Here is a 25201-nt window from a genome sequence, read left to right as displayed (position 1 = left end):
TCCCTAATACACATGCTCAACAGTATACTCAGCCTCTTCCAAGAAATCGATAATCGTTGGGTTCAGTGTATTAACAAAGTGGCTTCCCCCAACGATCACAAAATACGTTTGGCCACTGTCTTTCTCGAGTATATCTACGAGCTGGTCTGCCATCAAACCGTCTCGATACTCCCCGGTAATCGCATAATACTCTTCTTCAGCAGGAGTGTATTCGAATGCATCCGCTAAGGCGTCTGGGTCTCCTGCCCACCACAATTCAACAGAGGCATTGCTTCCCTCCTCTGACTCATCAAAGTTGTCAATCTCCTCCTCCAGAAGGGTTACGTGTGTTTCGTGTGGGACTAATTGGTCTGCCTCATAATAAACTTCATATGATTCTAACGCACGGATTTCTTTGTCTTTTTCTTCTGCTCTATTTAGAAAGTATTGATCAACACCATGTTCGTGCGTGTACTCCCCATCTTGGCGCTGAAGTCCGTGGAGAAGAGAGGTCATCACAAACGGCAGGTCGTGTTGTCTAACGTGAAGATCAGCACCAGTACCGTCCAGGATTTCTTCGAGTTTTTCATAATGCTCTGCGGATAAATCATCTTCTAACGTTGTGCCTTCAGGGTAAGTTTGATCCGATTGAAGTTCATTGACTTCCCGCTGGTCAATGTTGTTTATGTCAATTTCAGGCAGGACGACGTCGGACTGCTCAAAAGCATCTTCAATCGCTGCATTTAACGGGTAGCCATCTTCATGCCCAATATGAACCGTTCCTTGCAAGTATACGGTCGTATCCCCGCTCTCGACTTTCCACAAAAAACCGCCATCATCCTCTTCTGAGCCAATTGAGCTTTGGCTATCACACGCCACGATGAGCAGAGAGGGTGCAATAATAAACGAAGTCGCTTTTTTAAACATATAGGAACACTCCTAGCATAGTGATTTGTATATGTACGAATGAAAAGATTTCAATTTTCGGAATAATCTTATAAAAATAATTGTACAGAGCGTAAGATCCAGAAACTGCGCGCGAGTTTGTAGATTTTGCGCTCTAGTTGGCAAAAAATCGGCAAAAAGGTGGACTTTTTAGCAAACTAGCGCGCAGATTACCCCAACTAGCGCACAGATCCACATATTGCTAAGCAACCGAAAAAATCCCACCCGGTCGCACGTATGCTTCCGAGGGGGATTCTATCCTCCGAGCCGTTATCTTAACGCTTGATCTAGCTCATCCATTAAGTCAGCAGGGTGTTCTACGCCGATGGACAGGCGAATGAGGTTAGCTGGAATGCCGGCAAGTTCTCGGCCTTCCTCGCCTTGTTGCTGGTGTGTGGAAATGGCTGGGATAACCGCAACACTTTTATGGCGGCCAAGATCTGTCGCTCGCCAAATGATTTGGAGGCGATCAAGTGTATTCCGAGCGGCTTCAGCGCCACCTTTTACCATAAAGCTCATCAAATGACCGTACCGATTGACGGCGCTTCCAGACTCGTCGCCATCTGCGAGCCACATATACTTGGAGGCAGTTGCATGTCCAGCATTGGAGCGAAGACCTGGGTAATGAACCGCTTCCACCCTGTCGTGTGCTTCAAGAAACTGAGCAACGCGCATCGCACTTTTGCTCATTACGTCTACGCGCGTACGTAGCGTACGCAAATCGTTTAGAATAAAGTGAGCACTTAGTGGAGACAGTGACGTGCCGTGGTCGCGCATCGGCCAGAGCTTCACGTAGCCCGTAAAGTTTTCCCGCATTTCATCGGTACCGACACGGCTCGGGATATGGTGTTTGGCAACGATGGCACCCGCAATTGCCGATCCGCTCCCGCCGATTGCTTTACTAATGGAATGCACGACAATGTCCGCACCATGGCAGATCGGACGCATGAGGGCAGGGGTTGTAAGTGTCGAATCAACGATGAGTGGAATGCCATGATCATGGGCGAGATTCGCCAATGGTTCAAGGTCGGCCACCGTCAAAGACGGATTGGACGGCATCTCAACATAGAGAAAGCGTGTCTCGTCATCAATGCGCGTCGCCCATGCATCAATATTGGCGGTGTCTTGCACCCAACGCACGTCAATGCCCCGTTCATTTTGATAGCGTTCATCGAACAACATGAACGTACCTCCGTAACATTTCGCATCGGCAACGAAGTTCATACCGTCCGTCTCCGCTTGTAAAAACGGATTCGTTGCCATGAAGATCGCACTCATTCCAGAACTCGTCATAACCGCAGACGTCTCGACGTCTGAGCCATAGCCTTCAAGTAGGGCAAGTGTGCCTTCAAGGTAGTGAAGCGTCGGGTTATGAATGCGCGTATACCCCCACGCAGGTGTTTGATAAGAAAGCGCAGCTTCCAGATGATCGGAATTCTCGAAATGCTGTGCTGGTGAAACGGTAAGCGGTTCCATAATGCTTCCCTGATTTGCCATCGCATCTTCCATCCCATACAAACCGTGCGCGGCGATCGTGTCAAATCGCTTCGTTTTCATCATCTGCTTGCGGGCCATTTCCGACTGCAATTTTTCCATCCCTCGGTCAATGTACTTTTGAACACCCGTCATTATGAATCCTCCTTTTGGATAGGCAACGCCGTCGACGATTTTACTTCGCCATACGACACACTAGTCTGAATTCGCGTCACACTCGGCAATGCACTCAAGTTCTCAACAATAAACGTCTTCAAGTCATGACTGTTTTTCAATAATACTTTTAGAATATAATCATACTCGCCCGTTACGTGATGACACTCCAACACTTCAGGCATACGCACAACCTTATCTTGAAAGAAATCGATATGCTTTCTTTGATGCGCATTCATGCCTACATAAATAAAGCAGAGCAGATCAAAGCCGAGTCGGTCTTTATTTAAGATCGTGACATAGCGTTCAATGATGCCTGCTTCCTCTAAACGTTTGACCCGGGCATGTGTCGCTGGAGGAGAGAGATTAATGCGGCGAGCCAAGTCGACGTTCGACAACTGTGACTCTTGTTGAAGCAGTTCGAGTAGCCCCCTGTCGGTATCGTCGAGCTTATAATCTACTAATAATTTTACCATGAAGACGCCTCCTAGTATTAATTATTCTTAATATTAACAAATAATCAAAATAAATGAAGGTCTAACTACGTTTATATGTAAATAGATTCATTTTTTGCTTTGCTTTCATTTATTCGTCAGAATCATTAGAATGAAAGTATAAAGAGGTGTTGATGGATGAAAAAGGTGTGGATCATAATAGCGGCGAGTATGCTTAAGGCGTGTGCGAGTGGTGAGGAGACAGAGCAAGTTCATGTGATGGCAGCGGCAAGCTTATCCGACGCACTCGGTGATATAGAAGAGATCTATGAAGAGGAAGAACACGTGGAACTGATCATGAACTATGGCTCTTCTGGACAACTTAGGCAACAAATTGTGCAAGGAGCGCCTGTGGATGTGTTTATTTCTGCAGCCGAATCTGACATGGAAATGCTCGTTGATCGAGGAGAAGTTAGTGAAACCACCTCTTTACTGCGTAACCGGTTGCAGCTCATATCAACACTAGAGATGGAGATTGCCGACTGGTCTGACCTCATGACAGTAGACTTCCAAGGTCTTGCAGTCGGTCATCCTGAATCTGTTCCGGCCGGGAAATATGCAGCTCAAGTATTAGAAAATATGAATCTACATACTGAACTTGAGGATCAGTTTGTGTACGGCCAAGATGTTCGGCAAGTACTTACTTATGTGGAAACAGGCAATGCAGATGTTGGCATTGTGTATCAAACGGATGCGCTAAGTACAGAGGACGTCCAATCGGTTGCACTCGCACCGGAAGATTTCCACGAACCGATCGTCTATCCGATCGGTCTAATCGGGGATGTTAGCGAACGAGCGGAACACTTTTATGACTGGGTACAGACGGACGAGCCGTTACATATTTTCGAATCTTATGGGTTTGAGATCGGCGTTCAACATGATTGAAGCGTTTTGGACGCCCATCCTCGCTTCAATACGTGTTGTTGCTTTGGCAAGCATTCTCTCCTTCGTCCTTGCGATCATTTTTGCTTGGTGGATGAAGAAAAGAAACTTTCGTGGAAAAGTATTTGTTGAGACAGCGCTCATGCTTCCCCTCGTTTTGCCTCCGACTGTTATTGGCTTTGGGTTACTGGTCATTTTTGGTCGGAGAAGTGTGATCGGTGAATGGTTTGAGCTGCTTTTTAATCAACCGATTGTGTTTACATATCTCGCAGCGGTCATTGCAGCGACCGTTGTCGCTTTCCCGCTCATCTATCAGCTTTTAATCAACGGCTTTGAAACGATTGATGATGAACTTGAAGCCGCCGCGCGCCAAATGGGGGCAAAAGAGTGGCAAGTGTTTGTTTATGTAACGCTACCGATGACGTGGAAGACACTCATCTCGGGATATATGCTAGGGTTTGCCAGGGCAATGGGTGAGTTCGGCGCGACGATGATGTTTGCAGGGAGCATTTACGGGGTGACACAGACGGTTCCGACGAGCATCTATATTGCCGTGGAGTCGGGAAATACCGCCCTTGCCGCATATTGGGTCGGCTCAATCGTCATCTTTGCATTCGTTCTTCTTGCTGTCGTTCAGCGATTAAAGCGAGGAACAGGAGGGTCGTTTTGAGTTTATTCTTTCATTTCAACGAGAAACTTCAAGGGAATACGGTTCGCCTACCTGAGGCAGACTTTACGGTTGTTCGCGGAGAAGCGGTAGCGCTTCACGGCGATACGGAGTGGTTAGAGCCCTTTCATGAATGTTATGTAGACCCGTCATTCGTTGATGTACCCGTGCCGAACCGGTTCATATTCTTTCAGTCTGACGGATTATACACTCGCCTTACACCACGTAAGCATTTGCATCTGTGGGCGAGCATGTACGGGCGCAAGCGAGAAGAGGCCGACATTTTACGTGCGTGTGGGCTTACAGATGTCGCCGACCGTCGCATCAAACGATTAACAGCGATGCAAAAGCGCCGCTTGCATTATGCACGTGCGTTAATTATGCCTGCCGATGTTTATTTGTTTGATCAGCCAATCATAGGTGTCGACCGTGAAACGAAACAAGTTTTTCAAGGAGTGCTCGAACGTCTTCAGAAAAGGTATGTTGTGCTTACGAGCACGTCTTTGGAAGAGGCGGTGCAATATGGCAAGCCGTACCGACTTCATGAGCGTGGTTTATCAAGTCAAACCGAAGAAGTGACAACAGGCTCACCGTTGAAGTTAGAGAAAATATCGGCGAAGGTTGATGACAAGTTCATTTTATTTGATCCGTTGGAAATTGACTATGTTGAAAGTAAAGATGGGCATACGTTCATTCATGTAAACCAAGAAGTGTTCGTGTCTGCATTGCCTTTAAAGGAGTTGGAATCCAGACTTGTTCCGTATGGCTTTTATCGATCTCACCGCGCATTTGTCGTTAACTTGCAGCGGGTAAGAGAAGTCATTGTATGGAGCAAAAATAGTTATAGTCTGCGGCTCGGTGACCGCAAGAAGAGCGAAGTTCCGCTATCCAAAGGAAACTATTCGACGTTACGAGACATGTTAAAGATGTAAGGAGACGAGCACGATGAGGTTATGGAGAATGATTTTTTACAAAGAAGTCCATCAGCTCCTAACAAATGGGGCCATCTATTGGATTACGCTCGTTCCGTACGCTACGTTTTTAATGATTTTTATGATTGATAACAGACCCGATTTGCCATTTATAATCGCGCTGGCACTCGTCTTAATGCCGATGCAGATCATGGCGAGCTTGCTTGTCGAAGAGAAAGAGCTCCATGCCTGGCGCGTATTTGACCAAAGCGGGGTCTCTTTTCTTTTGCTTTTAGCTGGGAAGGCGATGATTTCCTTATTCATTACCGTAGTGTTTATTACGCTCGCCATTTGGGTGAGTGAAGTTGCAATCATTCATGCCATTGGCATCGTCGTTTTTATCTTTCCCATTGCCGTATTCTTCGCAGCAGTTGGCGCTGTGGCGGCAGCGTTCTCCAACAATCGACTTGAAGTTGGTTTTTGGGAAGGACCGGTCTTTTTACTTTTTATTTCCCAGGCAATAATTTATCAAAACTTGTCAGAACCGGGAATATTGCCAATGGCTCATTTCGACAAAGCAATCCAGAGCATTATTGCAAGTCCCTTTTCAGTTGTCGGAGAATTCCTGACTCTTTGGTTATTCACCTTCATTTGCGTGCCCGTTGCGCTGCATTTATTGAACAAAAAGAAGCACAGTTTCTAGTCCCTCCCACTATTCGCTTCGCCCCGTTCATTACCCAATTCCCTCCTCGTATCCCGAATTTGCTGACGCACCCTTCCCGTCCACCTACACTAGAAGTAGAAAAAGGATAGGAAGGGTGGCTGTCGTGATCGAAGATTACATGAATTTCGTTTTAGACACGATGCAACGCGTGTTCATTTCTGTTCAAGACTTCGTTATTCAACTTTCAGAAGTGAACGGATGGCTCGTACCACTTGCGGTTGTTGCGATCGCATTTGTTCCTTTTTTAGAAGCATTCTTTGCTGGAGGCGTCGCGAGCTTCACCGGTGTGCCCGTCGTCGTGGCAGCCATCGGTGCAATCATTGGAAATGTAATTTCCGTATTGCTCATCATCCTCCCATTTGATGCGTTATTTCAGAGAATGAGGAATCGGAAAACAAAGAAAAAAGGGGGATTCATTCGTTCAAGGTTTGAGAAAGCAGGGAAGATGTATCGGCAATACGGAGTGGCTGGCTTAGCCATTCTCACGCCGTTGTATGCATCTGGACACATCGCTGCTTTCGCGTCTTTAGCGGCAGGCGCAAAGAAACAAACCGTTATTTTTTGGCACGTCGTGAGTATCGTTTTATGGGGGGTACTTGGTGCGCTATTTGGCGCTTTCGTTGGCTTCGACCATATCGTTGACCCTTAAAATATAAGGAGTGGATGAGAGTGACGTGGGTGCATACCATTAGTGGAGTGATCGCCATATTTGTCATTATGGCAATCATGGATTGGATTAACTTTCCTACACAAGGAACGAACAACTTTTTAGGCACACTTGATGACTGGGGTGTGAATTTCTTAAATATGTACAATGTTAATCTATACAATATATTTGGGAGCTTAACACTTATCATTAGCCCGGTCGTACTCATCGTGACGCTTGTCACGAAGGCAAAAAAATAGAGCGAAGGATTTTTTGATCCTTCGCTCTTTAACCATTAGTCAAGTACAGTTACTTCTACAGATTGGCGACCGAAGTTTAATGCTTCTTCTGTCGTAGCCATGTGCAAGTCAATCTTATTTCCGTTGATCGCACCGCCAGTGTCACCAGCAATTGCTTCGCCATATCCTTCTACGTAAACCGTAGAACCAAGTGGAATAACGTTTGGATCAACAGCAACAACATTGGCATTGCGGTCGTTCAATAAGTTGATGCCTGTTGCAGTAATTCCAGAACATCCTTCGCACTCAGCCGTGTACGCTGTAGCTTCCATTGTCATTGTGGCGCCTTCTGGTGCTTCTGTGCCGCCACTCGTTTCATTTTCAGTGTTGTTCGTTGTTGATTCTTCAGACGTGGACTCTGTTTCTGCGGATGCGGTTTCTTCCGTTTCAGTTACAGGTTCCGTTTCTTTTGTTGGCGCCCCATTGTACATGAGGTTGCTAAACGTGTCTGGTCCAGCAATACCGTCAGCGGCAATGCCAGCGTCTGATTGGAATTCAACCAATGCATCTTCGGTTAATGGACCGAATTTGCCATCAACATACGTTGGGTCGTATCCATTTGCTTGAAGTTCAGATTGAAGCTCTTCAACGAGGTCTCCCTCATCTTCAAGTGTTAGGTTTGATAGCGCGCCAAGTGTTTGTACACCAGCAAGCCCATCTGTGAGCAAGTTATGCTCTTCTTGGTAAGTTGTAACAGCGTCTGTCGTCGCAGCGTTATACTCGCCTGTGACATCGACGTCGTCGAGAAGTCCTCTATCATTCAATTTCTCTTGGAGTTGTTCTACATCTTCGTTGTTTTCGAGTACTTCACTTGCATCTGCTGTCATCGGCGCTGTCATGAGCGCGAAACCAGCAGCAAGTGCTGTAAAGCCTAGGCTATATGCAATGTTTCCTTTAGTTTTCCTAGCTTTAAACATCGTAACCCTCCTTAGTGGTCTTAATCAGTTACCGCATTCCACAACGTGAATCGTAACAACCAATCGCAACCAAAGACAAGCAAATTCTTCTAATTTAACCTGATTGAAATCGAGTTGTAATGGAATGGCGATATTGTTTGACTTTCGTTACATATTTACATAGATTTGCTGATTTTTGGTTTAACAGTTTTCCAAAGTGTAAGAAATTCCCTGTTTGGATAAGCTGAAATAAAAAAGGAGAAACGTCAATGCAAGTACTTCATGGCATTCGTGTGCTCGACCTCACGCGCCTATTGCCCGGTCCATATTGCACGATGATGATGGCTGATTACGGTGCAGAAGTGACAAAAATCGAAGCGCCTACGACTGGTGACTACGGCCGGGAGACTGAACCGATCATCAACGGACAGAGCACCCGGTTCTTAACGCTAAACCGAAACAAAAACAGCATTCAACTGAATCTCAAAACAATAGAAGGAAGAAACACACTGCTCGACATGTGCAAACAAGCAGATGTGATTATGGAAAGTTTTCGCCCAGGGGTAATGAAACGACTCGGCCTCGATTATGAAACCGTGAAAGAGATCAACCCGCAAATCATCTACTGTTCGCTCACCGGATACGGACAAACGGGTCCGTACCAAAACATGGCCGGTCATGACCTCAACTACATTGCAACCTCTGGTCTAGTAGACATTACTGGAAATACAGACGCCCCACCTGCCGTGCCTGGTGTACAAATTGCCGACATCGCAGGAGGGGCGCTGATGGCGCTCAGTGGCATACTCATGGCGCTCGTCAGTCGCAGTCAGGACGGTACGGGTCGCTACGTTGATGTATCAATGATGGACGGAGTCATGTCGTTACTCGGATCGGTCACACACGGATACCTTGCCGGTGGTGCAGAACCCGAGCGAGGCAACACCCGCCTTACCGGTCAGAAAGCGTGCTACGGGATTTATCAAACGAAAGATGAGCGTTACATTGCCGTCGCCGCTCTCGAACCGAAATTTTGGAAGAACTTCTGCTCACGCATCGGAAAAGAAGATTGGATTGATCAACTAAACGGGAATGCGGACGTTCAACAATCCATGAAACAAGAACTCGCACACCTATTCAAGACCAAAACACGAGACGAGTGGATAGAACAACTCACAATAGAAGAAACGTGTGTCAGCCCGGTGCTTAGCGTTGCCGAATCCATCAATAACCCGCAAGTCCAAGCACGGCAAATGATCATCGAAACCGAGCACCCAGCACTCGGCAAACTGCTCCAAACCGGTTTTCCCATCAAATTCTCCGGAGATGCTGGACAATTTCGACATCATGCCTCAGACCTGTAGACAATCGCCTAAAATTAAGCTATGTTAAAGGAAAAATAGAAGGAACATGCCCGATGACGATCGCGTCGATGTCAAAAGCTGCGGCTCTAGAAATTATTAGTTGGACGTATGAACCGCCGTATTCAATGTACAACTTAGAAAACGTACCCGAACAAATTGAAGAATTGTTAAATGGAAACTATTACGTATACCATTGCCCCGACGGGACGGTGTACGGATTTTTTTGCTACGGTCATGACGCACAAGTACCCGGCGGCCAGAAGGATAGCGTATACAAAAGCGACGCCCTTGACATCGGCCTCGGCATGAATCCCATCTTCACTGGGCAAGGGTACGGACAATCCTTTTTCCAAGTTGGACTGCACTATGGTAGAGAAACTTTTGAACCGAATCGCTTTCGTTTAAGTGTGAACCGGAGCAATCAACGAGCCATTAATTTATACCGAAAGTGTAATTTTGTTACGGTTGATCGCTTCAATAATCCGGGACCCCCTAAAGCAGAATTTTTGTTAATGGAAGAGATGTAAAGGTGTCTATACACTTTACATCTTTTCTTTATGCAAATAGCAATAACTCAACGACAAAAGCTGGTACAAAACTTGCATTGTATAATTGTAACCGCTTACAAAAAAGGAGGATGAGCCGTTGCGTACGTACAAAAAAGAAGTCAAGTTCACATTGTTCATGGCGTTAGCATTTATCGTTGTTGGGAATGTTGGGTTGTTTTTTTCTGTATTTCCGTTTGAAGGGGTGCTGTTGTTCGGGTTTCCGGTCAGTTACATCATTCCAATTCTTTTCGGCTGGTTCGGCGTTTGGGGGTTGACGATCGTTGCAGGGCGTATGGGGAATCGATTGGACGATGACATTGAGAATGAGGTTACAGAAGACGAAGCGAGAAAGGAAGTGAGCTGACATGAATGAAGAGATTTGGCAAATATCCAACCCCGTCATTGGGCTTGTCGTAGTTGCTGCGACATTTCTATTGTTTTATGTTGTTGGCTATCTGTCCAACCGTAAACAATCGTCGGTACGAGATTTGTACGTCGCCGGAGGTCAAGTCGGGGCATTAACGAATGGGTTGGCGATGTCATCGACGTATATGAGTTTGGCAACATTTTTAGGAATTACAGCGCTTATTCTTAATCTACAAATGCCGCTCATTATCTTATGGATTCAGCTCATTTTGGCGATTCCGCTAATTACAATTATTTACGGAACGAGTTTACGGCGGATGGGGGTCATTTCTCCAACTCATTTCATTCGTGAGCGTTACGGTGTGCGGGCGTGTATCATCGCAGCCGTTTTCATGATCATTATTTCCATTATGTATGCCCTCGGTCAAATGATCGGTGTAGCGGTCGCGTTTGAAACACTTCTCGGTGTACCGTATATATGGGGACTGTTCGTTGGGGGGATCATCATCGTTGGCTACATTACGATTGGCGGTATGACAGGCGCAACGAATAATGCAGCTATCCAAATGGTCATCATCGCCCTTATGTTTATCGTGCCACTCGGGGCAATTATGAAGGCATTAGGAGGCGCAGGCTGGTTTTTCCCACCACTTTTCTATTCAGACATGGTTCCAGCCATGCTTGAGTCATTTCCGACGTTTTTTGATTATCAGTATCCATCCAAATGGTTCTTTGCCCTCATTCCTGCACTCACAATCGGTGCACTCGGTTTGCCGCACTTGGCGATGCGGGTATACACAGCATCAAGTTTGAAAAGTGCGAGGTCAGCAATGGTTTGGTACGCATTTATCACCGGTCTCGTTTTCTCAGCTACGTACGCCATGGGATTTGTTGGCGTATACGCGACGGAAACACAAGGGCTTGTCGTTTCTGCAGGAGATGCCGACAAGCTGACGATGATTCTGAATATTGTTTATAATCCTGAGTGGGTAGCTGCACTCGTTATCGCTGGGGCAATCGCAGCGGGTGTATCCACACTAAGCGGCAACTTGCTAGCCATCGGTGCACTGTTATCTGAAGACATTATTACGACGTTGCGACCGACGTTAACCCAAAAAGGAAAAGTACGTTTAGGCTATGTGGCAATTTTCCTTGGAGGAATCGCCAGCATACTGCTAGCCGTCAATCCACCTTCATTTCTCGTTGTCAGTATATTCTGGGCATTCGGGCTTGCCGGTGTGACCATCGCGCCGCTCGTCATTTTGGGCGTCTGGTGGAAAGAAGCCAATCGCTATGGAGCGATCGCAGCATCGGTGATCGGAGGCATTGTATATATTCTCTTGTCTCCGTTCGTAGTGCCGAGCCTTGTCCTCACAGACCACCATGTAACAAATGAAATGGGCATTTCTGGTGCGATGTTCGCTGTGCCATTAAGCTTTATCATTATGATCGTCGTATCGTACGTCACAAATAGAATGCCTAAGTTCAAGTCTCGCTTAACGACAGATAGAGATCATGCGCTTGTTGAACGAATTCACGGTTGGAAAGATGTTCAGTCATATCGATACAACAGCAAGATTGGCCCCGCTGTCGCTGTTGTTGTTTGTTTTGTCGTTGCGGTGTGGGCGTTAATTCCATGGAATATGTAAAGGAGGAGATGATAAATGGTATTACGTATGATTGCCCTTGACCGTGGTGCGTTTGAGATGTACTTGCAATCAGACAAACGAACCTACTATAGCCGTATCATTTTAATTCTGATTGGCGTAGCCTTTGGGCTCATTGCGATCTTACTCAATCGCTCGGTCATCACAAGCTTTGATTCGTTACTCATCGGTATGGCCATTGTCCCAACACTTCTCGTTTGTTTAGGGATCCTTATGGTGATCGTGACAAAATTTGGCTTAACGTTAATTCTTTGGGCCGGTGCACGTGGCTTCGGCGGTCCGGGAAAAATGCGGGAAGTGAACCGTAGTATGCCCGTCGTACTCATACCAGGTGTTCTCGGCGTCCCGCTACTCATCGAGTACGCCAACAGTTTTCTAATCGTAGCCTTCTTGGTTGGAATGGTGTGGATGTATCTCATGTGTGTGCGTGTAATGGAAGTGACGCAGCAGTTCCGACGCACGAGAGCGTACTTGTCTGTCGCTATGTCGTTTCTATTTTTTGTTAGCATTTATTATTTGTTAGTGTAGCTAGAGGGAACCCCTCTAGCTCCTTTTTATAGTAGAATGAGAGTAACTTTTCATGAAAGGAAGTGACACGTGGACGAGCGAGAAAAATCAGCAGAACTGACGTTGTTAAGGCTGTTGAACAAACGAATGCGTCTTGACGCACCCGAGCACTTGCATAGCTTGGAAAAAGGATTTGTTGGCGAATGCCAGCTCGACAAGTGGCTCAATTCCGTAACGAGCGACTGCATTATTCTCAATGATTTATGGCTCCAGTACAAACAGTCATTGTTTCAAGTAGATACTTTAATTATTTTCCCCGAAAAGATCTTCATCCTTGATGCCAAAAATTATAGCGGAGATTACAAAGTGGATGGAGATTATTGGTCCACGCTCCGCGGCCATGAAATCAAAAACCCGCTTCACCAATTGCAACGATGCGTTACCCTCCTGCGCCAGCTGCTCCAAAGCTTTGGCTACACACTTCCTATTGAATACCGCCTCATGTTTATGAACCCAGAATTCATGCTGTATCAAGCCCCACCGCAACTACCTGCCGTTTTCACATCTCAACTTGACCGATTTTTGTGTACCCTCAACGCCTCAACTGCCCCTTTGTCAAAAAGCCATCATGCACTCGCCGCGAAATTAACATTCAAGCAACTCACAACCAATCCCTTTGCGCTACAGCAATCGTATTCTTATGATCAGCTACGCAAAGGAGTTGTGTGCTTGCGATGTCCCGGGATGATGGAGCGTCGAAGACGATATTTTCAGTGCATGAAATGTGAAGCACAAGAGAGTGTCCATGTAGCCATCAGTCGAAGTATTCATGAATTTGTGCAACTTTTCCCCGAGCGAAAACTAACTACGAGTGCCATATTCGATTGGTGCGGTGGAGAGGGAGAAAGAAGGTTTATTAGAAATTTGCTTATCAAAACATGCACAAAAAAAGGAAGCAATAGAGGAACTTACTTTATAGCCAGACACAAGCAATGAAAATAATGACTCTATTTCGTCTGCGGTGCCGAAATGGGTAGGATATCGGCAGTAGCCTAGCAGAATCTGGGAAGATCGTGCCGAAATGGAGCCCGTATCGGTAGTGGATTACCAAAATGTGGAATAGCAAGGCCGAACCAGGGCCGTAATCGGTAGTGGGATTCCAAAATCTGGGAGCGGAGAGCCGAAATGGAGCCGTTATCGGCAGTGTCTTACCGGAATCTGGGAACGAAGAGCCGAACTGTGGCAGTTATCGGCAGTAGCCTACCAAAACCTGGGAGTGAAGAGCCGAACCGGGCAGTTATCGGTAGTAGTCTACCAGAACCTGGGAGCGGAGAGCCGAACCGGGCAGTTATCGGTAGTAGTCTACCAGAACCTGGGAGCGAAGAGCCGAACTGGAGCCTATCAGCGTTAGTGAAGCACATTCCAATAGCTATCGACACGTCGGCACCTCTGGTGCCGAAGCCAACCCCTGTGCATGAGGCCCCAGGTCTAACCGATACCGCCTTTTCCTCGGCACGACTCGTGCCGACAGCAAGCCGGTATGTTAAGGTAAGCCAGCCCGTATCACGCAGTTTTGTTCCGGCTAGGAGGGTTGTCCGGACAAGAACGCGTGAGTCGCCGGTTTTTGTTCCGGCTAGGAGGGTTGTCTGGACAAGAACGCGTGAGTCGCCGGTTTTTGTTCCGGCTAGGAGGGTTGTCCGGACAAGAACGCGTGAGTCGCCGGTTTTTGTTCCGGCTAGGAGGGTTGTCCGGACAAGAACGTGTGAGTCGCTGGTTTTTGTTCCGGCTAGGGGGGTCTCTCCGGACAAGAACGCGTTTGTCGCTGGTTTTTGTTCCGGCTAGGGGGGTCTCTCCGGACAAGAACGCGTGAGTCGCCGGTTTTTGTTCCGGCTAGGAGGTCTGTGCGGACAAGAACGCGGATGTCGCCAGATTTTGTTCCGGCTAGGAGGTCTCTCCGGACAAGAACGCGTTTGTCGCTGGTTTTTGTTCCGGCTAGGGGGGTCTCTCCGGACAAGAACGCGTTTGTCGCCGGTTTTTGTTCCGGCTAGGGGGGTTGTCCGGACAAGAACGCGTGAGTCGCCGGTTTTTGTTCCGGCTAGGAGGGTCGCGTCGGCCAAACTGGCTGCACCCCCGAAACCCGAGCCATCCTAACCCCTATCGACACGTCGGCACCTCCGGTGCCGAAGCCAACCCCATGGTTCCACAACGACACTGCTTTTTCCTCGGCACCCCCGGTGCCGACAGCAAATAGGCTTTTCGCCTTTTCCCCTCGCGCACCCATCCTAAAGCCTAGCCCTATCGGGTATAGCTCCAGCTCCAAGCGCCCTATTCCTCCCCCTAAAAAACACAAAAACCCCCGCCTCGCACGCAGATTTGCGGGCGGGGAGGGGGTTTAACAAAGCGTACTACCTCGGGACTCATCACACGTCTAGCATAACCACATCACACGATGCGCTTTCGGATGTTGCGGCTCAAAATGTCGACGACGGTGACGACGACGATGATGATGATGAGCATCATTCCGACTTGCTCCCATTCGCGGGAACGGGAAGCGATGATGAGCGGGGCGCCGAGACCGCCGGCACCAACCATACCGAGTACGGTGGCGGAACGGAGGTCGATTTCGTAACGATAAAGCGCGTAGCTCATGAATTCAGGCAAGACTTGCGGCAACACGCCGTACCACATGATTTGTAGTTTGCCGGCGCCGCTGGCGCGTAGTGCTTCGATCGGATTCTGGTCGATCGACTCGATGACTTCGGAATAGAGTTTACCGAGCATGCCGACGGAGTTGATCGTGATGGCGAGTACACCGGCGAGCGGGCCGATTCCGACTGCGGATACGAAGATGATGGCGAACAAAAGCTCAGGGAATGAGCGGATGCCGTTTAGGATGCCTTTTCCGCCGATCGAGCCTTTCTTTGCGATGTTGCGTGCGGCAAAGAAGGCGAATGGGATCGCGAGGATTGAACCTGCGAGTACCCCGGCATAGGCGATGGCAACGGTCTCCATCATCATCATAAACAGTTCAGGTATACGTGAGATAGCCACGTCGTGCGTGAACGGGCCGAGCACGAGGCGTTGCAACATGTTCACGGCTTGGTCGAAGCGGAACGTGGATGTGAGGTCCATGCTCGTGAATGCGACCGAGTAGGCTAGGACGATAAAGGCAACGATGCTTCCGAGTTTCACCCAATACATTGGCGGCTTTTTTGGTTTGGTAATTTGGAGTTCTCTCATTAGACGATCCTCTCTCTTAAGCGAATGCTCACAACATCGATCAAGGTAACGACGACGAAGGTCATGAGGATGATCATGGAGACATTCCCGTAATTAAAGAAGTTGAGTTGCTGATTGAGGATGAGGCCGACCCCGCCTGCGCCGACGAAACCGAGGACGACGGAAGCACGGACGTTTATCTCGAGCACGTACAGACTGTACGAAATGTAATGCGGGAGAATTTGAGGCATGACCCCATACCAGATGACTTGTAGCGTGTTGCCGCCAGTGGAACGTATGGCTTCAAGTGGATCTGGATCAATCGATTCAATCGTTTCACTAATTAACTTCGCTAAAATTCCGACCGAGAAGAAGAATAGGGCATAGATTCCGGCCATGGCCCCAATTCCGACAAGCCCGACAAAGATTACGGCGAGCACGAGGTCAGGGATCGTACGCAATACGTTCATTGCAAAGCGAACGATATTATACAAAATGGAGCTTGTGTTAATATTTGACGCGGATAAAAAAGCGATCGGCAAACAGAAAAATACAGATAGTGTAGTTGCGAGTAGTGCGATGTTCCACGTTTCTAACAAACTGCCGGCGACTGTATCATAGTAACTCCAGTTTGGAGGAATCAGGTTGCCGAAAACAAAGTTGAAGATTTGTGGCAATCCATTGATGACGCGGTCAGGTGCAGCGTTTGTCACGTAAGCTGCGATTATGTATAAAAGTGCGACGACGGCGAGTACCGATAAAATATTGATCTTCGACCGCCGGGGAATGAGTGGGAAGTTGCCCGGCTTGGAAGCTGGATTCACTTCGAATCAGCCTCCTCGCTACTTGCAGTTTCTCCTTTGGCGTCCAAATCTTCGCCCGGCATATCGTTTTCTGCAGCTCCGGCATCTTCACTAAGCATGTCGTCTTCTTTGATTGGACGACCATAAATGTCTTCAAACGTCTTCTCAGTCACCTCGGATGCAGGACCATCAAAGACGACTTCGCCACTGCGCATGCCGATAATGCGATCCGCATATTCCATAGCCATATCGATAAAGTGCAAGTTGACGATCATCGTAATGTTATCTTCGCGGTTAATGCGGCGTAAATCTTTCATTACGATGTGTGACGTCGGTGGATCCAAGCTTGCGACCGGCTCATCTGCGAGGAAGACTTTCGTCTTCTGGGTGAGGGCACGGGCAATACTGACACGCTGTTGCTGTCCTCCGGAAAGTTGATCGGCACGTGAATACGCTTTCTCGGCAATGCCAACGCGGTCAAGACTGGCAAGCGCGAGTTGTTTGTCTTCTTTCTTAAATAGTCCTAGAATGCTGCGCAACGTGTTTGTACGACCGAGTGCACCACTTAAGACGTTGCGAAGGACGCTCATTCTGCGGACAAGATTGTAACTTTGGAAGATCATTCCGATGTCGGTGCGCATTTCACGCAGCTCGCGTTCGTTAAACTTGAGGGAGTTTTTCCCGTCGATTAACAGCTCTCCTTCAGTCGGTTTAACGAGTTGGTTCATGCTGCGGATCAGCGTTGATTTACCGGCGCCGGACAGACCAACAACGACGATCATTTCGCCTTGGTTAATTTCCAAATTCACATTCTTAAGTCCTTGATGGCCATTTGGATAGGTGAGAGAAACGTTTTTGAATTCAATCATAAAGCGTTCTTCCTACTTTCTGTTAAAAATTTCTAAAAAAAAGGGGAGAGAACCTCCCCACAGGCTGTTAAAAACCCTAGATGTTGTTTTTATAGAAGTGTAGGGGTGTACTGGCTACGCTTGCCACGGGCGTTGCCTCAGCTATCGCGCTTCGCACGATGATCTTCGGCTAACGCTAATCCCGTAGGCGTCTCCACCATTACACCCCTTTTTATTTTGCACAATATGAATACTATATTTTGTTTTTTAGCTCAAAAGTAATGGGCAAAATATTGATTGAGTAGCACTGCGAAATAAGTGCTTTTTATAAAAAGTATAGCTTCTAGCCAATCTGGGGGAGAGAACCTCCCCTCCAACTAGTCTAGTGTAATTTCTTCTTGGAAGCGCTCATACGTGTCGCGTACGACTTCATAGTCGCTTGATTCTGCTTCTGCAATGCCTGTCCAGTTGTAAATGCTATCAAGAACTTCTAGCATTTCTTCGTCATCATTAAAGCTAAGAAATGCAGCAATGATTTCGTCTTTCAAGTCTTCATCCAATCCAGCACGAGCAGAGATTGTGTCGTTTGGAATCGGTTGAGTGTACTCAATAATCTTAATGTCTTCCATAATGTCTGGATAGTCTTCTTCTAAGTTCTCGCGCGCATCATCAAATGACGTCGAGAAGTCTGCTTCTCCGTCAAGAACAGCCATTAAAGCTGTATCATGACCGCCAAGTTGCAAGTGTTGGAAGTGGTTGTTCAAGTCGTCAATGCCCGCATCCATCAAGTCATTTGCCGGGAACAAATAACCTGCTGCTGAAGACGTATCCCCATACGCCCACGTTAGGCCTTCTGTGTTCACCAAGTCTTCCATGCTGTTCAAATCGTCACGATCAGCGCTTACATTAAACTGTGCAAGGTACTCGTAATCCCCGAAACGCTCGGACTTGAGCATCACCTCAACATCGTGTGCTTCTTCAGCTTGGACAAAGCCAAGCGGTGGTAAGAATCCGATGTCAACCGTGCCATTGCCCATCGCTTCAACGAGACCGACATAACTCGTTACAACTTCAGCCTCGACATCCATGCCAAGCTCCTCAGCTAATCTGTCTGCTACCGGTTGAACGGTATCCGCCAACTCGCTAGCATCTTGCGATGGAACAAACCCCATAGATAGCGTGTCAGGCACTTCATCTGCCCCTGTTCCGCACGCTGCTAAAATCGTCGTCATGAGAACTGCTGAACCAGCAATCGTATACTTTCTCATTGGTACGATTTCCCCCTCCCGAAAGATATGTATTTTGCGTCGCTAGTGCGACATGAATCCACACAATTCTACCACAACTTTCTTCACTTTTTATACACAATTTACAAAAACATGCGCAAAATTAACAATCATTATAGGAGAAATTGACGAGAATCGCAAAATCGATTACGTTAAAACAAAAGACCAAGGAGGCGCAACCATGCACGACAACGCATTCAAACACATTGATCTCGTCATCTTCGACTTGGACGGCACCCTCTATGAAGATACCGACCACTTCGACCATTACGCCAAACGCCTGTCAGAAGAACTGTCCGAACAAAAACGAGCCAACTTTTTTCAAGACTATGACGATATGAAAAAAGGAAACCATGCGGTTTCCATCGGCAAAGCGTACGACGTTGTGCGAGACTGGGTCGTTGAAACCGATCCCTTTACAGGCCAAGTCAGCGGGGTGACCGACTGGGACGGCGGCCTTGTGCCAACCGCACAATGGAAAGCCGTGTACCCGGGTGCGGTAAGCTTCGACTTTGATACACTCATTGCCATTGGTGATGGATGGTGGCTTCCGAATGCAGCGGCACGACACTACGGAGTGAGCGACCCTCAACCAGCCTACCATCAGACGAAAGAATATATGGCGACCGATCAGTTTGAATTGACAGTGATAGAAGGGCTACGTACAGGACTTCAAGCACTCGGTCAAAAGAAGCAGATCGTGTTGCTCACAAACAGTACGCCAGATGACGTGGAGCGTCTGCTCAGTATGCTCGACTTGACCGACGTGTTCACCGATGTCGTCACTTCTGCTGGCAAACCCCAACATACGAAAGCGCAGTTTAAGACAATTATGGAGCGCTACGATGCGTCAGCTGAACGAACGCTTTCCATTGGAGACAACTACTTAAACGAAATTATCCCCGCTGGAGCGATCGGGATGAAAGCCATCTATATTGATTTGGAAGAAGGCGCGGTGCAATACGGCGACCGCAAAATTCGCAGCATTTCTGAACTCATTCAAGAGATGCACGACACGCATTAAAAGTGACGGTTCGCTTCCTCTAAAAACGCCCGGGCGGCGAATGGCAAGTACGTATCTTTTCGCCAAATCATCACGAGTTCCAGATGAAGCGGATCTTCACTTAGCGGTACGTACGTTAATGCGCTTGGGTTCATCGATTTGGCGATATGCAAAGGCAGCAAGGCGATGCCTAGCTTCGCCTCGACCATTTGCATCATGAAATCTTTCTGTGAACTTTCGCAAACGGCATTCGGGTAAAACCCACTCCGCAAACATTCCTCGACGATCGCTTTGTGCAAGGAAAAGTCATTCCGATATAGAATGATCGGCTCGCTCTCCAAGTCATTCATGGCAATCTCGTCAACGGAGGCGAATCGGTGATCATGGTGCATGACAGCGACGAGCGGATCGTGGAGGATTGGGCGACATTCAAAGTCTTCATTTTGGAGCGGCACGTTACATATAAAGCCGACGTCTAAAGAGCCTTCGTTAATCCCCTTCTTAATCGCAAGACTGCCAACTTCTGTGAGGCGTAAGTCGACGAGTGGATGATGTTCAATGAAATGGCTAATGAGCGGGGAAACAAATGCAGCCCCAATGATGGGAGGGATTCCAACGGATATCTCTCCCTTTTTTAGTTCAACTACATCGCTTAACGTCCCTTTCAAGTTATGAAACGCATCCAGCACATTTTGCGCATTTTTGAGTACCGCTTCCCCCGCATCGGTCAAGCGCAGTTCTTTCGAAGAACGATAGAATAACGGCACCCCTAATTCCCGCTCCAACTGTTTGATCGTTTTGCTTAACGAAGGTTGGGAGACGTGCAACGTGCTTGCTGCTTTCGTAAAGCTTGCGTGCTTTGCGACTTCGGTAAAGTAGGTTAAATGTCGAATGTCCATAGAAGCCCCCGGTTTAGATTACGGATTCATCCCGTGTTTTTTCAGCTTGTTATAGAGCGTTGCTAGCGAAATGTTCAACTGCTGCGCAGCCGCTCGTTTGCCTTCAATAGTGCTTTCATAGTTTTTCAAAGCGACGGACAACACCTCGTATTCCGCTCGGTTTAGCTCAGAACGAAGGGACCCTACTTTCGAACGGGAATGTTCGCGGTGATTGCCGAGCGGTGCGGGCAAATGAACCGTATGCAATCCCGTGTCCCGTCGGTCCATCATGCTTAAACTAAACTGCAACACATTGTGCAACTCCCGAACGTTCCCCGGCCAATCGTAAGCGGCGAGCTGGTCAAAAGCCCGGGGTTCAATGTGAATGGGGTGGTAGGTTGCATGTTTTTGCAAAAAGCCGCGAACGAGCGGCTCCAAGTCTTGCTTGCGCTCGCGAAGCGGCGGGATATGCAGGTTTAATACACCCAAGCGGTAATAGAGGTCTTCGCGAAATCCCCCACGAGCAACGAGTTCCCCGACATTGCGGTTCGTCGCAGCAATAATGCGCGTATTCACGTGCTGTTCCTTCAACGCGCCGATCTTGCGAATCGTCCCTTCTTGTAGCACACGGAGCAACTTGCTTTGCAGAGTTACCGGCAATTCACCAATTTCATCAAGGAATAACGTTCCGTCTGTGGCGAGTTCAAACAGTCCGATCTTGCCCGCATGTTTCGCACTCGTAAACGCCCCGCTCGTATAGCCGAACAATTCACTCTCCATCAAATCAGCCGGAATGGTGGCGCAATTAATCGGAACAAATGGCTTATCGGCGCGGTCACTTGCACGATGGATCGCTTGGGCAAACAATTCTTTGCCTGTCCCACTTTCGCCGGTGAGAAGCACAGGGAATGGAACCGCTGCTGCTTTTCTCGCGGTCTGAACGAAGTCTTTCAAGCCAAGGTCATGACCGACAATTGATTCAAACGTATACGTGGCTTGATAACTGGCCTGTACTTTCTTCTCGAGCTGATCAATCGTATCTTGCTTTTTCTTTAGGTCATTCATAAGGTTGAACACTTCTTCTTTCCCTTTACATACCGATACTGCGCCGACGACGACTCCGTTTTCATAAATGGGAGCCATATCGACGACGTATTCTCGGCCGTTCACGTTACGGTGGACACCCACGCGAACGTTTTCATCATGTAATGTTCGGACAAGTTGAGCTTCAGGGCGGACATCGAGGAGCGGTTTGCCGACGATGTCTCTTTCCTCTACACCCGTGATTTTCGTGTATTCTTCATTGATTCTTTCGACGATGCCTTCGCGGTTAATGATGAGTATCCCATCTTGTATGGCATGTACGATGCTATGTAGATTCATGACGGTCCAACTTTCATCGTTTTGTCTATCTTATCAAGATTGTAGTGAATGTTCTATTTATTTCTAAATTATTAGAAATTATATAGATGTTTTTAGAAATAAGATGAACCGTTTGCATACGACTGGGCTTTCGCTGTTGGCACGACTTTTGCTTAATAGATGAGTGGACAGAAAATGAGTAGAAAGTTGGGTAATGTATGAGGTCAATTAGAATTGGCACCGGTGCGGGTTATTCAGGAGATCGGATTGATGCGGCGGTCAAACTCGTGGAGCGAGGAAACTTGGATTATCTCGTTTTGGAAGGTTTGGCCGAGCGCACGACGGCGTTAGCACACCTTGAAAAGCGGGAGGATCCCGAAAAAGGATACGGCCAGTTTTTTGAAGCGAGAATGTACGCGTTGCTCGCCTTATGCAAGCGAAAGAACGTACGCATCGTCACGAACTTAGGCGCCGCGAACCCTCAGGCCGCTGCTCGGGTCGTCGTCCGTGTTGCCCGTGATCTAAACATGAACGGGTTGCGGGTAGCGACAGTGCTTGGCGCCGATGTCGCGTCGAGCATTGCCAAAGAAGACCCCCACATTTGGGAAACCGGAGAGCCGGTTAGCCATAGTGACTGGATTTCTGCCGATGCTTATTTAGGTGTCGAAGAGATGCTTCCTGCCCTAGCAGCTGGCGTGGACGTGATCATTACCGGCCGTGTGGCGGACCCGTCGTTATTTTTGGCGCCGATGGTATATGAATGGGGTTGGTCCTTGACCGACTGGGATCGGCTCGGAAAAGGCACGGTGTTGGCTCATTTGCTCGAATGCGGGGCACAAGTGACCGGCGGTTACTTTGCAGACGGGCAAAAAAAGCGAGTGGATGACTTGTTGCATGTCGGCATGCCCATCGTCGAAGTGTTCAAAAACGGCGAAGGCATCATTTCGAAAACGCCAGGCAGCGGGGGTGTGGTGTCTGTACAAACGTGCAAAGAGCAGTTGCTATATGAAGTGATGGACCCATCAACGTACATTACTCCAGACGTTGTTGCCGATTTTTCGAACGTGCAATTTCAAGAAGTAGAGCAGAATTGCGTGCACGTAACAGGGGGGAGTGGCAACGCCCGGACGGACAGTTTCAAAGTGACACTTGGCGTCAATCAAGGGTTCATAGGTGAAGGGTTTATCGCTTATGCCGGTCACGGTGCAATTGAGCGGGTGCAGATGGCGCAAGCAATCGTTGAGCAGCGGTTAAAGGACGCGGGCATTGCTTCTCAAGATATGAAAAGCGACTTGGTTGGCATGAACGCGCTGCACGGTGACGCGGCTGGACGACCTGAGCCATATGAAGTGATGTTTCGCATTGCTGCCCGTGCCGAAGGTCGATCGATGGCAGACCGAGTTGGAGAGGAAGTTGAATCCCTTTGGCTAAATGGACCCGGAGGTCCAGGTGGGGTTCGCAAGTATACGAGACCGGTGATTGCCGCGTATTCAACGACGATACGCCGCTCGGCTGTCAAGAGCAACGTAAACATAGTGGAGGTGGACGAACGATGAAAACGATCCGGTTACATGAAGTGGCGCACGCACGTGCTGGAGATAAAGGGGAAGATACGACGATTAGCGTGTTTTTGTATGACGATACGTACTATGACCAGATTGTCGAGCAAATTGGTGCAGAACAAGTTCGTGCACATTTTACAGGCATCGCCTCGGGTGTTGTGGAATGTTTCTTGCTACCGCAGCTCGCTGCCGTGCATTATGTCATTCGCGGGACGCGAAAAGGTGGCGTAGCCGCAGCACTTGAGCTCGATGCTCACGGGAAGTCGCTCGGATGGCACTTGTTACAAATGCACGTGAAATTGTAAGCGCTTCACCAATGAGGAGGGGTTAAAATGATCGCACTATTAGGGTTTCTAACAATTGCTGTATTTTTATATTCCATCTTATCAAAGCGCTTATCTGTTATCGTTGCGCTCGTACTCGTACCCATCATTTTTGGACTCATCGGGGGATTTGGTCTCGAACTCGGAGAATACATGCTCGAAGGGGTGCAACTCGTAGCGCCTACTGGTGTGATGCTCGGCTTTGCCATCCTTTACTTCGGGGTGATGAACAATGCGGGAATGTTTGATCCAATCCTTTCGCGCATCCTTAGGCTCGTCAAAGGGGATCCGTTAAAGGTCGTCATCGGAACGTTATTGTTTGCGATGATTGCCCAGTTGGACGGCTCAGGGGCTTCCACGTTTTTAATCGTCATCCCGGCGCTCTTGCCGCTTTACGAGCGACTCGGCATGAGTCGGATCGTTCTTGCTGGTGTCGTCGGGCTTGGCGCAGGACTTATGAACATCATGCCGTGGGGCGGCCCGACTGCCCGGGCAGGCACCGCAATCGGAATGGATCCGGGGGAGATCTTCATTCCGCTATTACCGACGATGGTTGTCGGTTTTCTGTGGCTGCTACTCGTCGCCTATTGGATCGGGAAGAAAGAGCGAAATCGCGTTGGCATTCAAGACATCGAATTTTCCCTTGAGCTTGAAATGACCGATGAGCAAAAGCAGATGAAGCGCCCGAAAATACTCATTCCGAACGTATTGCTCACCGTTCTCGCGCTAGCCGCACTCGTGCTTCAATGGCTACCGCTTCCAATTGTGTTTATCGTCGCCTTTGTCATTGCCCTTGTGATCAACTACCCGAACCCGAAAGATCAGATGGACCAGATTCAATTGCAAGCAACAGGCATGATTTCCGTGTTGTCGATCATTTTTGCCGCTGGGGTGTTCACAGGCATTCTGACAGGTACAGGGATGATCGAAGAGATGGCAATCGCGCTCGTTAACATCGTGCCAGAAGATATCGGTGGTTCCATGCCAGCACTCGTCGCACTCATGAGCATGCCGCTCAGCCTCGTGTTCAATCCGGATGCTTACTATTTTGGCGTCATGCCAATCCTAGCTACATCGGCAGAAATGTACGGTGTACCTGCGATTGAAATCGCCCAAGCGTCCGTACTCGGGCAAATGACCGTCGGGTTTCCACTCAGCCCACTCACGGCAAGCACATTTCTATTAATCGGTTTGGCCCGCGTCGATTTAGGTGACCATCAGAAATTCATGTTCAAATGGGCGTTTTTAACGACGCTCGTAATGGCAATTTTTGCACTGTTAACCGGTGTAATTTCAGCTTGGTAAACCGTTCTACAAAAGCCGTCATTTTTCATCAAAGGAATTCCGCGATTCTAATCGAAGTAAGGGAGTGACA

Annotated in this window: 26 protein-coding genes; 16 read left to right on the top strand and 10 right to left on the bottom strand. The window is 48.2% G+C overall.

The features are described 5' to 3' along the window. Positions 1–3: 3 nt before the first annotated feature. The 3 genes from ACE1TF_RS06070 to ACE1TF_RS06060 form a co-directional block, all read right to left on the bottom strand. Positions 4–906, bottom strand: coding sequence for a TraB/GumN family protein (locus ACE1TF_RS06070; protein WP_375015178.1), 903 nt, complete (start codon positions 904–906; stop codon positions 4–6). Between the two features lie 288 nt (positions 907–1194). Continuing rightward, the gene (locus ACE1TF_RS06065; protein WP_375015176.1) at positions 1195–2553 is read right to left on the bottom strand and encodes an aminotransferase class I/II-fold pyridoxal phosphate-dependent enzyme; all 1359 of its coding nucleotides are present in this window, start codon (positions 2551–2553) and stop codon (positions 1195–1197) included. Then, positions 2553–3047: an Lrp/AsnC family transcriptional regulator gene (locus ACE1TF_RS06060; RefSeq protein ID WP_375015174.1), complete on the bottom strand. Its 495-nt coding sequence runs from the start codon at positions 3045–3047 to the stop codon at positions 2553–2555. Before ACE1TF_RS06060 ends, ACE1TF_RS06065 begins: the two co-directional genes overlap by 1 nt. 156 nt (positions 3048–3203) lie before the next feature. Between ACE1TF_RS06060 and modA the strand changes: the two genes are divergently transcribed. From modA to ACE1TF_RS06030, 6 genes are all read left to right on the top strand, one after another. Next, on the top strand, positions 3204–3950 hold the full coding sequence (gene modA / locus ACE1TF_RS06055) for a molybdate ABC transporter substrate-binding protein (protein ID WP_375015172.1): 747 nt from the start codon (positions 3204–3206) through the stop codon (positions 3948–3950). Continuing rightward, a complete protein-coding gene (modB, locus tag ACE1TF_RS06050; protein WP_375015170.1) occupies positions 3943–4617 on the top strand; it encodes a molybdate ABC transporter permease subunit in 675 nt (224 codons plus the stop codon). Before modA ends, modB begins: the two co-directional genes overlap by 8 nt. Next, positions 4614–5546: a LytTR family transcriptional regulator DNA-binding domain-containing protein gene (locus tag ACE1TF_RS06045; protein WP_375015168.1), complete on the top strand. Its 933-nt coding sequence runs from the start codon at positions 4614–4616 to the stop codon at positions 5544–5546. Before modB ends, ACE1TF_RS06045 begins: the two co-directional genes overlap by 4 nt. Before the next feature lie 13 nt (positions 5547–5559). Beyond that, positions 5560–6228 (top strand): hypothetical protein, encoded by a 669-nt coding sequence (locus ACE1TF_RS06040; protein WP_375015166.1) that lies wholly within the window; start codon positions 5560–5562, stop codon positions 6226–6228. Between the two features lie 115 nt (positions 6229–6343). Further along, the gene (locus ACE1TF_RS06035; RefSeq protein WP_375015164.1) at positions 6344–6898 is read left to right on the top strand and encodes a small multi-drug export protein; all 555 of its coding nucleotides are present in this window, start codon (positions 6344–6346) and stop codon (positions 6896–6898) included. A 20-nt stretch (positions 6899–6918) separates the two neighbouring features. Then, positions 6919–7155 (top strand): hypothetical protein, encoded by a 237-nt coding sequence (locus tag ACE1TF_RS06030; RefSeq protein ID WP_375015162.1) that lies wholly within the window; start codon positions 6919–6921, stop codon positions 7153–7155. A 35-nt stretch (positions 7156–7190) separates the two neighbouring features. Here the strand turns inward: ACE1TF_RS06030 and ACE1TF_RS06025 are convergent, their stop codons facing one another. Continuing rightward, the gene (locus tag ACE1TF_RS06025; RefSeq protein WP_375015160.1) at positions 7191–8111 is read right to left on the bottom strand and encodes a peptidoglycan-binding protein; all 921 of its coding nucleotides are present in this window, start codon (positions 8109–8111) and stop codon (positions 7191–7193) included. A gap of 248 nt (positions 8112–8359) precedes the next feature. Between ACE1TF_RS06025 and ACE1TF_RS06020 the strand changes: the two genes are divergently transcribed. The 6 genes from ACE1TF_RS06020 (at position 8360) to ACE1TF_RS05995 (ending at position 13538) form a co-directional block, all read left to right on the top strand. Beyond that, complete coding sequence (locus ACE1TF_RS06020) at positions 8360–9454, top strand: CaiB/BaiF CoA transferase family protein (protein WP_375015158.1); 1095 nt, start codon at positions 8360–8362, stop codon at positions 9452–9454. Between the two features lie 53 nt (positions 9455–9507). Then, entirely contained in the window at positions 9508–9981 is a 474-nt protein-coding gene (locus tag ACE1TF_RS06015; protein ID WP_375015156.1) for a GNAT family N-acetyltransferase, read from the top strand. Positions 9982–10099: 118 nt separating this feature from the next. Further along, positions 10100–10366 (top strand): hypothetical protein, encoded by a 267-nt coding sequence (locus tag ACE1TF_RS06010; protein WP_375015154.1) that lies wholly within the window; start codon positions 10100–10102, stop codon positions 10364–10366. A gap of 1 nt (position 10367) precedes the next feature. Next, positions 10368–12017: a sodium:solute symporter family transporter gene (locus ACE1TF_RS06005; protein ID WP_375015152.1), complete on the top strand. Its 1650-nt coding sequence runs from the start codon at positions 10368–10370 to the stop codon at positions 12015–12017. A gap of 15 nt (positions 12018–12032) precedes the next feature. Next, positions 12033–12563 (top strand): hypothetical protein, encoded by a 531-nt coding sequence (locus tag ACE1TF_RS06000; protein WP_375015150.1) that lies wholly within the window; start codon positions 12033–12035, stop codon positions 12561–12563. Between the two features lie 69 nt (positions 12564–12632). Then, positions 12633–13538: a nuclease-related domain-containing protein gene (locus ACE1TF_RS05995; RefSeq protein WP_375015148.1), complete on the top strand. Its 906-nt coding sequence runs from the start codon at positions 12633–12635 to the stop codon at positions 13536–13538. A gap of 1446 nt (positions 13539–14984) precedes the next feature. Here ACE1TF_RS05995 and phnE (ACE1TF_RS05990) read toward each other — a convergent pair. The 4 genes from phnE (ACE1TF_RS05990) to ACE1TF_RS05975 form a co-directional block, all read right to left on the bottom strand. After that, complete coding sequence (gene phnE / locus ACE1TF_RS05990) at positions 14985–15782, bottom strand: phosphonate ABC transporter, permease protein PhnE (RefSeq protein WP_052398883.1); 798 nt, start codon at positions 15780–15782, stop codon at positions 14985–14987. Beyond that, positions 15782–16585 (bottom strand): phosphonate ABC transporter, permease protein PhnE, encoded by an 804-nt coding sequence (gene phnE / locus ACE1TF_RS05985; RefSeq protein WP_052398882.1) that lies wholly within the window; start codon positions 16583–16585, stop codon positions 15782–15784. The genes phnE (ACE1TF_RS05990) and phnE (ACE1TF_RS05985) overlap by 1 nt, the downstream gene beginning before the upstream one ends. After that, positions 16582–17433: a phosphonate ABC transporter ATP-binding protein gene (phnC, locus tag ACE1TF_RS05980; RefSeq protein ID WP_081829494.1), complete on the bottom strand. Its 852-nt coding sequence runs from the start codon at positions 17431–17433 to the stop codon at positions 16582–16584. The genes phnE (ACE1TF_RS05985) and phnC overlap by 4 nt, the downstream gene beginning before the upstream one ends. A 356-nt stretch (positions 17434–17789) precedes the next feature. Further along, positions 17790–18680, bottom strand: coding sequence for a phosphate/phosphite/phosphonate ABC transporter substrate-binding protein (locus tag ACE1TF_RS05975; protein WP_042404387.1), 891 nt, complete (start codon positions 18678–18680; stop codon positions 17790–17792). Between the two features lie 199 nt (positions 18681–18879). Between ACE1TF_RS05975 and ACE1TF_RS05970 the strand changes: the two genes are divergently transcribed. Next, positions 18880–19722: an HAD family hydrolase gene (locus ACE1TF_RS05970; RefSeq protein WP_375015144.1), complete on the top strand. Its 843-nt coding sequence runs from the start codon at positions 18880–18882 to the stop codon at positions 19720–19722. Here ACE1TF_RS05970 and ACE1TF_RS05965 read toward each other — a convergent pair. Together ACE1TF_RS05965 and ACE1TF_RS05960 are read right to left on the bottom strand one after the other, a co-directional pair. Further along, complete coding sequence (locus ACE1TF_RS05965) at positions 19719–20600, bottom strand: LysR family transcriptional regulator (protein ID WP_375015142.1); 882 nt, start codon at positions 20598–20600, stop codon at positions 19719–19721. The two genes, ACE1TF_RS05970 and ACE1TF_RS05965, sit on opposite strands and share 4 nt — an antisense overlap. A gap of 18 nt (positions 20601–20618) precedes the next feature. Beyond that, complete coding sequence (locus ACE1TF_RS05960) at positions 20619–21962, bottom strand: sigma-54 interaction domain-containing protein (RefSeq protein WP_042404386.1); 1344 nt, start codon at positions 21960–21962, stop codon at positions 20619–20621. A gap of 197 nt (positions 21963–22159) precedes the next feature. Here ACE1TF_RS05960 and ACE1TF_RS05955 point away from each other — a divergent pair, with 197 nt between their 5' ends. Genes ACE1TF_RS05955 through ACE1TF_RS05945 form a run of 3 tightly spaced genes read left to right on the top strand, consistent with a single transcriptional unit; the run spans position 22160 to position 25131 of the window. Further along, a complete protein-coding gene (locus ACE1TF_RS05955) occupies positions 22160–23497 on the top strand; it encodes an acyclic terpene utilization AtuA family protein (RefSeq protein WP_375015139.1) in 1338 nt (445 codons plus the stop codon). Next, positions 23494–23808 (top strand): AtuA-related protein, encoded by a 315-nt coding sequence (locus tag ACE1TF_RS05950; RefSeq protein ID WP_042404385.1) that lies wholly within the window; start codon positions 23494–23496, stop codon positions 23806–23808. Before ACE1TF_RS05955 ends, ACE1TF_RS05950 begins: the two co-directional genes overlap by 4 nt. A 27-nt stretch (positions 23809–23835) precedes the next feature. Then, positions 23836–25131, top strand: coding sequence for a CitMHS family transporter (locus ACE1TF_RS05945; protein WP_375015137.1), 1296 nt, complete (start codon positions 23836–23838; stop codon positions 25129–25131). Positions 25132–25201 lie beyond the last annotated feature (70 nt).

The sequence above is a fragment of the Geomicrobium sp. JSM 1781026 genome (assembly GCF_041949955.1).
In the GTDB taxonomy this organism is placed as follows: domain Bacteria; phylum Bacillota; class Bacilli; order Bacillales; family Marinococcaceae; genus Geomicrobium_A.
The sequence above is the reverse complement of the archived record's forward strand: the minus strand, read 5'-3'. Positions and strand labels throughout refer to the sequence as shown.

Bases quoted from the DNA above. Each gene is read 5' to 3' on its own strand.
- ACE1TF_RS05960 (WP_042404386.1), bottom strand. From the start codon at position 21,962: ATGAATCTACATAGCATCGTACATGCCATACAAGATGGGATACTCATC.
- ACE1TF_RS06040 (WP_375015166.1), top strand. From the start codon at position 5,560: ATGAGGTTATGGAGAATGATTTTTTACAAAGAAGTCCATCAGCTCCTA.
- ACE1TF_RS05965 (WP_375015142.1), bottom strand. From the start codon at position 20,600: ATGGACATTCGACATTTAACCTACTTTACCGAAGTCGCAAAGCACGCA.
- phnC (WP_081829494.1), bottom strand. From the start codon at position 17,433: ATGATTGAATTCAAAAACGTTTCTCTCACCTATCCAAATGGCCATCAA.
- ACE1TF_RS06060 (WP_375015174.1), bottom strand. From the start codon at position 3,047: ATGGTAAAATTATTAGTAGATTATAAGCTCGACGATACCGACAGGGGG.
- ACE1TF_RS05950 (WP_042404385.1), top strand. From the start codon at position 23,494: ATGAAAACGATCCGGTTACATGAAGTGGCGCACGCACGTGCTGGAGAT.
- modA (WP_375015172.1), top strand. From the start codon at position 3,204: ATGAAAAAGGTGTGGATCATAATAGCGGCGAGTATGCTTAAGGCGTGT.
- ACE1TF_RS06070 (WP_375015178.1), bottom strand. From the start codon at position 906: ATGTTTAAAAAAGCGACTTCGTTTATTATTGCACCCTCTCTGCTCATC.
- ACE1TF_RS05955 (WP_375015139.1), top strand. From the start codon at position 22,160: ATGAGGTCAATTAGAATTGGCACCGGTGCGGGTTATTCAGGAGATCGG.
- ACE1TF_RS05975 (WP_042404387.1), bottom strand. From the start codon at position 18,680: ATGAGAAAGTATACGATTGCTGGTTCAGCAGTTCTCATGACGACGATT.
- phnE (WP_052398883.1), bottom strand. From the start codon at position 15,782: ATGAGAGAACTCCAAATTACCAAACCAAAAAAGCCGCCAATGTATTGG.
- modB (WP_375015170.1), top strand. From the start codon at position 3,943: ATGATTGAAGCGTTTTGGACGCCCATCCTCGCTTCAATACGTGTTGTT.
- ACE1TF_RS06015 (WP_375015156.1), top strand. From the start codon at position 9,508: ATGACGATCGCGTCGATGTCAAAAGCTGCGGCTCTAGAAATTATTAGT.
- ACE1TF_RS06020 (WP_375015158.1), top strand. From the start codon at position 8,360: ATGCAAGTACTTCATGGCATTCGTGTGCTCGACCTCACGCGCCTATTG.
- ACE1TF_RS05970 (WP_375015144.1), top strand. From the start codon at position 18,880: ATGCACGACAACGCATTCAAACACATTGATCTCGTCATCTTCGACTTG.
- ACE1TF_RS06005 (WP_375015152.1), top strand. From the start codon at position 10,368: ATGAATGAAGAGATTTGGCAAATATCCAACCCCGTCATTGGGCTTGTC.
- ACE1TF_RS06065 (WP_375015176.1), bottom strand. From the start codon at position 2,553: ATGACGGGTGTTCAAAAGTACATTGACCGAGGGATGGAAAAATTGCAG.
- ACE1TF_RS06000 (WP_375015150.1), top strand. From the start codon at position 12,033: ATGGTATTACGTATGATTGCCCTTGACCGTGGTGCGTTTGAGATGTAC.
- ACE1TF_RS06025 (WP_375015160.1), bottom strand. From the start codon at position 8,111: ATGTTTAAAGCTAGGAAAACTAAAGGAAACATTGCATATAGCCTAGGC.
- ACE1TF_RS05945 (WP_375015137.1), top strand. From the start codon at position 23,836: ATGATCGCACTATTAGGGTTTCTAACAATTGCTGTATTTTTATATTCC.